This is a genomic window from Alcanivorax sp. S6407 (assembly GCF_023016115.1).
Lineage (GTDB): Bacteria > Pseudomonadota > Gammaproteobacteria > Pseudomonadales > Alcanivoracaceae > Alcanivorax.
Map to the genome: position 1 here is coordinate 226,275 of NZ_JALKBH010000001.1, position 11,371 is coordinate 237,645.

8 protein-coding genes are annotated in these 11,371 nt (G+C 58.1%); 7 read left to right on the top strand and 1 reads right to left on the bottom strand.

All coding sequences use genetic code 11. The features are described from left to right. The first annotated feature begins 2 nt into the window (after window positions 1-2). From sdhA to sucD, 7 genes are all read left to right on the top strand, one after another. The gene (gene sdhA / locus MWU49_RS01005) at window positions 3-1,778 is read left to right on the top strand and encodes a succinate dehydrogenase flavoprotein subunit (RefSeq protein WP_102791017.1); all 1,776 of its coding nucleotides are present in this window, start codon (window positions 3-5) and stop codon (window positions 1,776-1,778) included. A 14-nt stretch (window positions 1,779-1,792) separates the two neighbouring features. Then, a complete protein-coding gene (locus MWU49_RS01010) occupies window positions 1,793-2,509 on the top strand; it encodes a succinate dehydrogenase iron-sulfur subunit (protein ID WP_022986642.1) in 717 nt (238 codons plus the stop codon). 386 nt (window positions 2,510-2,895) lie between these two features. Then, complete coding sequence (locus tag MWU49_RS01015; protein ID WP_246967021.1) at window positions 2,896-5,730, top strand: 2-oxoglutarate dehydrogenase E1 component; 2,835 nt, start codon at window positions 2,896-2,898, stop codon at window positions 5,728-5,730. A gap of 13 nt (window positions 5,731-5,743) precedes the next feature. Then, window positions 5,744-6,982: a 2-oxoglutarate dehydrogenase complex dihydrolipoyllysine-residue succinyltransferase gene (gene odhB, locus MWU49_RS01020; RefSeq protein WP_246967023.1), complete on the top strand. Its 1,239-nt coding sequence runs from the start codon at window positions 5,744-5,746 to the stop codon at window positions 6,980-6,982. A 66-nt stretch (window positions 6,983-7,048) separates the two neighbouring features. Then, entirely contained in the window at window positions 7,049-8,491 is a 1,443-nt protein-coding gene (lpdA, locus tag MWU49_RS01025) for a dihydrolipoyl dehydrogenase (protein ID WP_246967025.1), read from the top strand. Between the two features lie 69 nt (window positions 8,492-8,560). Then, complete coding sequence (gene sucC / locus MWU49_RS01030) at window positions 8,561-9,730, top strand: ADP-forming succinate--CoA ligase subunit beta (protein ID WP_246967027.1); 1,170 nt, start codon at window positions 8,561-8,563, stop codon at window positions 9,728-9,730. Further along, on the top strand, window positions 9,727-10,602 hold the full coding sequence (sucD, locus tag MWU49_RS01035; protein WP_035229130.1) for a succinate--CoA ligase subunit alpha: 876 nt from the start codon (window positions 9,727-9,729) through the stop codon (window positions 10,600-10,602). Before sucC ends, sucD begins: the two co-directional genes overlap by 4 nt. Window positions 10,603-10,753: 151 nt before the next feature. On the opposite strand, the gene MWU49_RS01040 is transcribed toward sucD, so the two are convergent. Further along, window positions 10,754-10,990, bottom strand: a complete 237-nt coding sequence (locus MWU49_RS01040; RefSeq protein WP_246967029.1) for a hypothetical protein — start codon at window positions 10,988-10,990, stop codon at window positions 10,754-10,756. Between the last annotated feature and the right edge of the window lie 381 nt (window positions 10,991-11,371).

Below are 11,371 nucleotides of genomic sequence, written 5' to 3' on the forward strand. Positions count from 1 at the left end.
CCATGTCCATTCGCACTATTACATTTGACGCTATCGTCGTAGGTGGTGGTGGTGCCGGTATGCGCGCCTCACTGCAGATGGCCCAGTCCGGCTTCAAGACTGCGCTGATTTCCAAAGTATTCCCGACCCGTTCGCACACCGTATCCGCCCAGGGCGGTATCACCTGTGCGATCGCGTCTGCCGATCCCAACGATGATTGGCGCTGGCACATGTACGATACTGTTAAAGGCTCCGATTACATCGGTGACCAGGACGCTATCGAATACATGTGTAATGTGGGCCCGGAAGCGGTGTTCGAGCTGGACCACATGGGTCTGCCGTTTTCCCGTACCGAAGAAGGCCGTATCTACCAGCGTCCGTTTGGTGGCCAGTCCAAGAACTTCGGTGAGGGCGGCCAGGCGGCCCGTACCTGTGCTGCTGCTGACCGTACCGGTCACGCGCTGCTGCACACCCTGTACCAGCAGAACCTGAAGAACGGCACCCAGTTCTACAACGAGTGGTATGCCGCTGAACTGGTGAAGGACGACGAAGGTAATGTCTGTGGCGTGATCGCCATCGACATCGAGTCCGGCGAAACCGTGTTCTTCAAGGCCAAGGCAACCGTATTTGCCACCGGTGGTTCCGGCCGTATCTACGCTTCCACCACCAACGCCCTGATCAACACTGGTGACGGCGTGGGCATGGCCCTGCGTGCCGGTCTGCCGGTTCAGGACATCGAAATGTGGCAGTTCCACCCGACCGGCATCGCCGGCGCCGGTGTTCTGGTAACCGAAGGTTGCCGGGGCGAGGGTGGCTACCTGATCAACAAGGACGGCGAGCGCTTCATGGAGCGTTACGCTCCGAACGCCAAAGATCTGGCCTCCCGTGACGTTGTTGCCCGTTCCATGATGATGGAAATTCTGGATGGTCGTGGTGCCGGTCCGGATGGCGATCACGTATTCCTGAAGCTGGATCATCTGGGTGAAGAAGTGCTGCACAGCCGCCTGCCGGGCATCTGTGAACTGGCCATTACCTTCGCACAGACCGATCCGGTGAAAGAGCCGATCCCGGTTGTGCCGACCTGTCACTACATGATGGGTGGTATCCCCACCAACGTTCACGGTCAGGCGATCAAGCTGTCTGGCGGTCACGAGGGTGAAGACCAGTTCGTTAACGGTCTCTTCGCGGTGGGTGAAGTAGCCTGTGTATCTGTACACGGTGCGAACCGCCTGGGCGGTAACTCGCTGCTGGATCTGGTGGTATTCGGTCGTGCGGCCGGTCTGTTCATCGAAGATCAGCTTCGTCAGGGCATGACCCAGTATGAGCCGACCGATGCCAACATCGACGAAGCCATGGCGCGTCTGAACCGCTGGGAGTCCTCCACCGGTGGCGAATCCGTTCCTGCCCTGCGCAAGGAGCTGCAAAGCGTAATGCAGAACCACTTCGGTGTATTCCGCAAGGGTGACCTGATGGCGGAAGGTGTGGCCAAGCTGGCTGACCTGCGCAAGCGTATCGCCAACGCTCACCTGGAAGACAAGAGCGGGCCGTTCAACACTGCGCGTATCGAAGCGCTGGAGCTGGACAACCTGCTGGAAGTGGCTGAAGCGACTGCGATTGCTGCTGAAGGTCGTACCGAGAGCCGTGGTGCCCATTCCCGTTACGACTACCCTGATCGTGACGATGAGAACTGGCTGTGCCACTCCATCTTCGACCCGAAAGCCAAGAAGCTGGGCAAGCGTGACGTGAACTTCAAGCCGAAGACTGTCGACACCTTCCAGCCCAAGGCTCGGACCTACTAACGGAGAGTAATACGATGAAAGTTAGTATCTATCGCTACAATCCGGAAACGGACCGCGAGCCGAGCATGAAGGAGTATGAGGTCGATACCCAGGGTAAAGACCTCATGGTTCTGGACATCCTCGCTCTGGTAAAAGAGCAGGATCAGTCCCTGGCCTATCGTCGCTCCTGTCGTGAGGGTGTTTGTGGCTCTGACGGCATGAACATGAACGGCAAGAACGGCCTGGCCTGTATCACTCCGCTGTCCCAGGTGGCGCCGGGTGTTCTGGAAGGCAAGAAGCCCCTGATCCTGCGCCCGCTGCCGGGCCTGCCGGTCATTCGTGACCTGGTGGTGGACATGGGCATGTTCTACAACCAGTACGAGAAGGTGCAGCCGTACCTGCAGAACAACACGCCGGCTCCGGCCATCGAGCGTCTGCAGTCTCCGGAAGAGCGTGCCAAGATCGACGGTCTGTACGAATGTATCCTGTGTGCCTGCTGTTCAACCAGCTGCCCGAGCTTCTGGTGGAACCCGGACAAGTTCCTGGGCCCGGCGGCGCTGCTGCAGAGCTACCGCTTCCTGGCGGACAGCCGCGACAACGCCACTGAAGAGCGTCTGTCCAAACTGGACGACCCCTTCAGCCTGTTCCGTTGCCACGGCATCATGAACTGCGTCAGCGTCTGCCCGAAGGGTTTGAACCCGACCCGGGCTATCGGTCATATCCGCTCCATGCTTCTGGAGCGGGGCATCTGACCCATCAGGAAAGGCGGCCAAGTGGCCGCCTTTTTTGTTTGTAAATAGCAGCAAATTGTCCCTTTTTTTCTGTCTATTCGACGTTTTGCCAATTGTGGTCAGTCGGAAACTGGCGGATAACGTGTTTTATGATTTTGGCGTCTAACATTAGCGTATTAAAAGGGCTACACTAGACGCCGTTCGAGGTAATCCCTCGGGACGAGACAGCGCCGAGGCCGAAACCCACATCAGGGTTATCGGCCTTTGCTGTACTCACGGGTGGGGCAGGGCTTAAAAGGCGTTGCTCCTGACAATCAGAAGCGTATGGGAACAGGGTCAGCACCCCTGTGGTCGCAGTGCACCAACCACAGTTGTGTGACAAATTCCCGCGAAAGGAACGAGCTAAAATGCAAGACAGTTCCATGCAGCGACAATGGCAGTCCTCGCACATTGGAGGAGCCAATGCTGCCTATGTCGATGAACTGTACGAATCCTATCTGACCGATCCCAATTCCGTGCCGGAAGACTGGCGCGTTTATTTCGAAAAGCTCCCCAGCGTTGACGCCGCCGTCGAATCCGACGTCCCCCATGCGGCTGTTCGTGAATACTTCCTGCTTCAGGCCAAGAATCGATCCCGCGTACAGAAGTTTGGTGCCAGTGCTGTCAGCACTGAGCACGAGCGTCGCCAGGTACGTGTGCTGCATCTGATCGCGGCCTACCGTAACCGGGGCCATCAGGTGGCCAAGCTGGATCCGCTGGGTTTGATGGAACGGGAAGCCGTTCCTGATCTGGAGCTGGCTCATCACGGCTTGAGCCCGGCAGACCTGGATACCGTTTTTCAGACCGGCAACCTCTTTATTGGCAAGCCGGAAGCCACTCTCCGTGAAATTGTTGACTGTCTGCAGAAGACGTACTGCTCCAGTGTTGGTGCTGAGTACATGCATATCGTCAACACGGCCGAAAAGCGCTGGCTGCAGCAGCGCATGGAAGGGGTGCGCAGCCATCCCGAATACGGCCAGGACATCAAGACCCATATTCTCGAGCGTCTCTCCGCCGCCGAAGGCCTGGAAAAATATCTGGGCAGTAAATATCCGGGAACCAAGCGATTTGGTCTGGAAGGTGGTGAGTCACTGATTCCGCTGATGGACGAAATGATCCAGCGGGTGGGTAGCTATGGTGCCAAGGAAATGGTCATCGGCATGGCCCACCGGGGCCGTCTGAATGTGCTGGTGAACACCCTGGGCAAGAGCCCCAAAGACCTGTTTGAAGAATTCGATGGCAAGAGCTTCATCGAATCCGGCTCCGGTGATGTGAAATACCACCAGGGCTTCTCTTCCAATGTGCTCACCTCCGGTGGTGAGGTGCATCTGGCCATGGCCTTCAACCCGTCCCATCTGGAGATCGTCTCTCCGGTGGTGGAAGGTTCGGTCCGTGCCCGCCAGGATCGCCGCGACGATGTTGCTGGCGAGCAGGTAGTTCCCATCCTGATTCACGGTGATGCGGCCTTTGCCGGACAGGGCGTGGTCATGGAGACATTCCAGATGTCCCAGACCCGCGGCTTCTATACCGGTGGCAGCCTGCACATTGTGATCAATAACCAGGTGGGCTTTACCACGTCCAAGCGTGAGGATGCCCGCTCCACTGAATACTGTACTGACGTGGCGAAGATGGTCCAGGCACCGATCTTCCACGTGAATGCGGATGACCCTGAAGCGGTGTACTTCGTGACACAGCTGGCAGTGGATTACCGCATGCAGTTCAAGAAGGATGTGGTGATCGATCTGATCTGTTATCGCCGACTGGGCCATAACGAGGCGGATGAACCGTCTGGTACCCAGCCGCTGATGTACAAGAAGATCAAGAGTCATCCGACCACCCGCACTCTGTATGCCGAGCGTCTGATCAATGAAGGCGTGGTCAGTGAGCAGGAAGCCCAGAAGACCGCCGATGATTACCGCGACATGCTGGACGCCGGTAATCATGTGGTGAAATCACTGGTGCGTGAGCCCAACAAGGCCCTGTTCGTGGACTGGTCTCCCTACCTGGGGCATCAGGTGGAAGATGACTGGGATACCGGTTATCCGCTGAAGAAGATCCAGACCCTGGCCACGCGCATGGAGTCCCTGCCGGAAGGCTTTGTGGCCCAGCGTCAGGTGAAGAAGATCCTCGAAGACCGTCACAAGATGACGGCCGGCGCCATGCCGCTGAACTGGGGCTATGGTGAAACCATGGCCTATGCCACCTTGCTGGATCAGGGCTTCAATGTCCGTCTGACCGGTCAGGATTGTGGCCGTGGCACCTTCTCCCACCGTCATGCGGTGCTGCATAACCAGAAGGACGGTGAGCGTCATATCGCCTTGCAACACCTGGACGCCAACCAGCCGCGTTTCGATCTCTATGATTCGCTGTTGTCCGAAGAGGCGGTGCTGGGCTTCGAATATGGCTACGCCACTACTACGCCCAAGTCGCTGGTGATCTGGGAAGCACAGTTCGGTGATTTCGCCAACGGTGCCCAGGTGGTGATCGACCAGTTCATCTCCTCCGGGGAATCCAAGTGGGCGCGTCTGTGTGGTCTGACCATGCTGTTGCCGCACGGTTATGAAGGGCAGGGGCCGGAACATTCCTCCGCCCGTCTGGAGCGCTTCCTGCAGCTGTGCGCCGAGCACAACATGCAGGTGTGTGTGCCCAGCACGCCGGCGCAGATCTTCCATCTGCTGCGTCGTCAGGCGATTCGCCCGCTGCGCAAGCCGCTGGTGGTGATGAGCCCGAAGAGCCTGCTGCGCCACAAGAAAGCGATCTCCACGCTGGACGATCTTGCCAACGGCAAGTTCGAAACCGTGCTGGACGATCCCGCCGGTCTGGATGCCAAGAAGGTGGATCGGGTAGTGATGTGTTCCGGCAAGGTCTATTACGACCTGCTGGAAAAACAGGAAGCCGAAGGGCGTACCGATACTGCGCTGGTGCGGATCGAACAGCTCTATCCGTTCCCTGAGCAGCGACTGGCTGAAGTGCTGTCCGGTTACCCGAACCTGAAGCATCTGGTGTGGTGTCAGGAAGAGCCGATGAACCAGGGTGCCTGGTACTGCTCCCAGCATCACATGTACCGGGTGGCCTACAAGGTAGGTGCCGCGCAGGTCCATTACGCAGGCCGTGAAATGGCTGCCGCTCCGGCTGCCGGCTCCATGGCCCTGCATATCGAACAACAGCAGCGTCTGGTTCAGGACGCCTTCGAGATCAAGTAAATAAGGATTAGTCATGGCGACTGACATCAAAGCCCCGCAGTTTCCCGAATCCGTAGCCGATGGCACCGTGGCCACCTGGCACAAGCAGGAAGGTGAAGCGGTAAAACGTGACGAACTGCTGGTAGATATTGAAACCGACAAGGTAGTACTGGAAGTAGTGGCGCCGGCTGACGGCGTGATCAGCAAGATTCTGTGCCCGGAAGGTGACACTGTTGAGAGCCAGCAGGTGCTGGCCAACTTCGAAGCCGGCGCTTCCGGTTCTGCTCCTGCCCCGGCGGCCAGCGCTGAGCCCGCTGCCGAGTCTGCACCGGCCGCCAGCGAAGCTGCCCCGGCAAGCGACGACAGCAGTGCTTCCGATCAGGCCGGCCCTGCCGCCCGCAAGCTGATGAGCGAGCACGGTCTGGCTGCCAGCCAGGTGACTGGCACCGGCAAGGGTGGTCGTATCACCAAGCAGGACGTGGAACAGGCCATCAGCAACAAGGTCGAGCAGCGCGCCAGCCAGCCGGCTCCGCAGCAGCCTGCCACTCTGGATGTACCGGCCGCGCCGGGCGAGCGTGAAGAGCGTCGTGTGCCGATGACCCGTCTGCGCAAGCGCATTGCCGAGCGTCTGGTATCCGCTCAGCAGGACGCCGCCATGTTGACCACCTTCAACGAGGTCAACATGAAGCCGATCATGGAAATGCGCAAGAACTACCAGCCGGAGTTCGAAAAGGCGCACGGCGTACGTCTTGGCTTCATGGGTTTCTTCACCCGTGCCTGTGTGGAAGCGCTGAAGCGTTTCCCGGCAGTGAATGCCTCCATCGACGCTGACGATATCGTTTACCACGGTTACTACGATGTGGGCGTGGCGGTATCCACCGATCGCGGCCTGGTAGTCCCGGTGATCCGTGATGCAGACCAGAAAGGTCTGGCCGAAGTGGAATCCCAGATCATCGATTTCGGTCAGAAGGCCCAGAAGGGCAAACTGTCCATCGAAGAGATGACTGGCGGCACCTTCACCATTTCCAATGGTGGTGTGTTTGGCTCCCTGATCTCCACCCCGATCCTGAACCCGCCGCAAACGGCTATTCTGGGTATGCACAAGATCCAGGAACGTCCCATGGCGGTAGATGGCAAGGTGGAAATCCTGCCGATGATGTACCTGGCCCTGTCCTACGACCACCGTCTCATCGACGGCAAGGAAGCGGTACAGTTCCTGGTTGCCGTGAAGAACTTCATCGAAGATCCGGCTCGTCTGCTGCTGGACATCTGATTAACGCCGCACGCAACACGCCTCACGCTGCACGGGCAGTGTGGGGCGCTCCCGAGAGGAAAGAACATGTCTGATAAATTCGACGTTATCGTCATCGGTGGTGGACCCGGCGGCTATGTGGCCGCGATTCGCTGCGCGCAGCTTGGCCTGAACACGGCCTGTATCGAAAAGCGTATCAACAAGCAGGATGAGCCTGCCCTGGGTGGTACCTGCCTGAATGTGGGCTGTATCCCGTCCAAGGCGCTGCTAGATTCTTCCTGGAAGTATCACGAGACCGAATCCGCTCTGGCCGAACACGGTGTGAAGATCAAGGGTGCAGACCTGGATCTGGACACCATGCTTCAACGCAAGGACACCATCGTCAAGAACCTGACTGGCGGCATCGCCCAGCTGTTCAAGGCCAACAAGGTGACCTGGCTGCAGGGTAGCGGCCAGCTGAAAGCCGGCAAGCAGGTGGAATTCCAGCCGCTGGACGGCGGTGACGCACAGACCTTGCAAGCGGAAAGCGTGATCCTGGCTGCCGGTTCCGTGCCGGTGGATATCCCGGTGGCCCCGGTTGACCAGAACCTGATTGTGGACTCCACCGGTGCACTGGAATTCCCCAAGGTGCCCAAGCGTCTTGGTGTTATCGGCGCCGGCGTGATCGGCCTGGAACTGGGCAGTGTCTGGAACCGTCTGGGCAGTGAAGTGGTGGTGCTGGAAGCAGTGGATACCTTCCTGCCCATGCTCGACAAGCAGATCGCCAAGGAAACCCAGAAGCAGATGCAGAAGCAGGGTCTGGATATCCGTCTGGGCGCTCGTGTTACCGGTTCTGAAACCACCAAGACCAAGGTCAAGGTGACCTACAGCGATGGCGAAGGTGAGCACACCGAGAGCTTTGACAAGCTGATCGTGGCCGTGGGCCGTCGTCCCTACACCGAAGGCCTGCTCAGCGCTGACGCCGGTGTGAGTCTGGATGAGCGCAACTTCATCTATGTGGACAGCCAGTGCCGCACTGACGTCCCGGGCGTTTATGCCATTGGTGATCTGGTGCGTGGCCCGGCGCTGGCGCACAAGGCCATCGAGGAAGGTGTCATGGTGGCGGAAGTCATCATGGAAGAAGCCACCCAGGTGAACTACGACGTGATTCCGGGCGTGATCTACACCCATCCGGAAGTGGCGTGGGTCGGCAAGAGCGAAGAAGAGGTCAAGGAATCCGGCGAAGCCTACAAGACCGGGGTGGTGCCGTTTGCTGCCAATGGCCGGGCTATGGCGGCCGGCGAGACCGGCGGTATGGTCAAGTTCGTCGCTGACGAAAAAACGGATCGTATCCTCGGCATGCACATCGTTGGCCCGCAGGCTTCCGAGCTGATCCAGCAGGGTGCTATTGCCATGGAATTCGGCGCGACCGCCGAAGACCTGCAGTTGATGGTGTTCGGTCACCCGAGCCTGTCAGAAACCGTTCATGAAGCTGCATTGGCTGTGGATTACAAAGCTATCCATGTGGCCCAGCGTCGTCGCAAAAAGTAACGGCGCAGAACGGAAACGAAGAAGGGCGCTCACAAGGCGCCAAATCATTCAACAGATGGAAGTATTGGCATGAATCTCCATGAGTATCAGTCAAAGCAGCTTTTTGCTGACTATGGTCTGCCAGTCTCAACAGGTTTCGCTTGCGACACTCCAGAAGAGGTCGCAGCCAAAACCAAAGAGATCGGTGGTGACAAGTGGGTGGTAAAAGCCCAGGTACACGCTGGCGGCCGTGGTAAGGCGGGTGGTGTGAAGCTGGTGGACAGCGCTGAAGAAGCCGCCGCCTTTGCCGAGCAGTGGCTGGGCAAGAACCTGGTGACTTTCCAGACCGATGAGAAAGGTCAGCCGGTTACCAAGATTCTGGTAGAAACCTGCACCGATATCGCCAAGGAACTGTACCTGAGTGCGGTACTGGACCGTGCCAGCCGTCGTGTCGTTTTCATGGCCTCCACCGAAGGTGGTATGGACATTGAGACCGTGGCTGAAGAAACCCCGGAAAAAATTCTCCGTGCCGAGATCGATCCGCTGGTGGGTGCGCAGCCTTACCAGGCTCGCGAGATCGCATTCAAGCTGGGCCTGGAAGGCAAGCAGGTAAACCAGTTCGCGAAGATTTTTGTCGGTCTGGCTCAGCTGTTCATCGACAAGGACCTGGCCCTGATCGAAGTGAACCCGCTGGTGATCACCGAAGCGGGCGACCTGCACTGCCTGGATGCCAAGATCAACGTGGATGGCTCCGCCCTGTATCGCCACCCTGACATCAAGGCTCTGGAAGATCCGACCCAGGAAGACGCCCGTGAGCGTCGTGCGGCCGAGTGGGAACTGAACTACGTGGCGCTGGACGGCAACATCGGTTGCATGGTGAACGGTGCCGGTCTGGCCATGGGCACCATGGATCTGGTCCAGCTGAAGGGCGGCTCTCCGGCCAACTTCCTGGACGTGGGCGGCGGCGCCACCAAAGAGCGTGTGACTGAAGCCTTCAAGATCATCCTGTCCGACGACAAGGTAAAAGGTGTTCTGGTCAACATCTTCGGCGGTATCGTGCGCTGTGACCTGATTGCTGACGGTATTATCGGTGCCGTTCAGGAAGTGGGTGTGACTGTACCGGTTGTAGTTCGACTGGAAGGTAACAACGCCGAGCTGGGCGCTCAGAAGCTGGCCGAGAGCGGCATGAACATCATCGCTGCACAAAGTTTTGAAGACGCTGCCGAGCAGGTAGTGAAAGCTGTTGGAGGTGCCGCATGAGCGTACTGATCGACAAGAACACCAAGGTTATCTGCCAGGGTTTCACTGGTAGCCAGGGCACCTTCCACTCCGAACAGGCCATCGAGTATGGCACGCAGATGGTAGGTGGTGTGACTCCGGGCAAGGGTGGCCAGACTCACCTGGGCCTGCCGGTATTCAACACCGTAGCCGAAGCCGTTGCCGAAACCGGTGCGACTGCCAGCGTGATCTATGTGCCGGCCGCATTCTGCAAGGATTCCATTCTGGAAGCTGCCGATGCAGGCATCGAGCTGATCGTATGTATCACTGAAGGCATTCCTGCTCTGGATATGCTGTACGTGAAGGAATACATCACCCGCAAGGGCGGTGTGCGCCTGATCGGTCCGAACTGCCCGGGTGTGATCACTCCTGGCCAGTGCAAGATCGGCATCATGCCGGGTCACATTCACCAGCCAGGCAAGGTGGGCATCGTGTCCCGCTCCGGTACCCTGACCTATGAAGCGGTAAACCAGACCACCAAGCTGGGCTTTGGTCAGTCTACCTGTATCGGTATCGGTGGTGACCCGATTCCGGGCATGACCTTCATCGACGCGCTGGAACTGTTCCAGAATGATCCGCAGACCGAAGCCATCATCATGGTGGGTGAGATCGGCGGTACTGCGGAAGATGAGGCTGCTGCCTACATCAAGGCAAACGTGACCAAGCCGGTAGTCAGCTACATTGCTGGTGTTACTGCGCCTCCAGGCAAGCGTATGGGCCATGCTGGCGCCATCATTGCCGGCGGTAAGGGTACTGCAGATGAGAAATTTGCAGCCCTGGAAGCGGCGGGCGTGAAGACGACCCGTAACCCGGCCGGCATCGGCCAGGCGCTGAAGGAACTCACCGGCTGGTAACAGTGTGGTGAGCATAAAAAAGGCCGGCAATATGCCGGCCTTTTTTATGGGCGGATGATGACGAACAGGGTAACGGTACGGGCCGTACCGATGACAAGGGAGCCCTGTCAGCGGCTGGATGCGTGCGTGTCCCTATCGTCAGTCACAAGCCTCAATGAAGGGTATCGTCGTCCAGTTCAAAGAACTCGTATTCATTGAGTTCCTTGCGCAGGCGGCGTTCCTCCAGACGATCTTCGATGCGATGGCGCATGTCCATGTTGAATGAACGGCTACGGGAATTGCCCGATTGCTGCTCATCTTCATCCATGTCGTCATCCAGGATATCGAAATCTTCGTTCATCAGCAGATCTTCCGAATCAAGGTCTTGCTCATTACGACGGTTACTCATGGTGGCCTCCTGTGTTGACCTCCTCAAACAACCTGTGTTCGGTTGCCGGAGCCTTGCGGGCGCGGCACGCCAGTTGGATTTGTTGCCACTCCCATGGTGTCGACAGTCAGTCTGCAAAATCCCGGCCATAAAACAGGGGTTAAACTCGTCATCGGATCGGCGCCATGGGAGTGACAACAGATCACTACGCCTATATATCGCCTGATTTTCGTTCGTACAAGTTTTTTTTTGATGACCATGGACGGGCGGTGTCGTGGTCGGGAAAAGCGGCCTGATTCGGTGTGGTTTGGCGCGTCTGCGCAACGCAATTCAGTGACGATTCTGTGAAGCAGGTCATGATGACCGCTGAATGAGAAAAATCAGTCACTTAAGTGCTGGAAT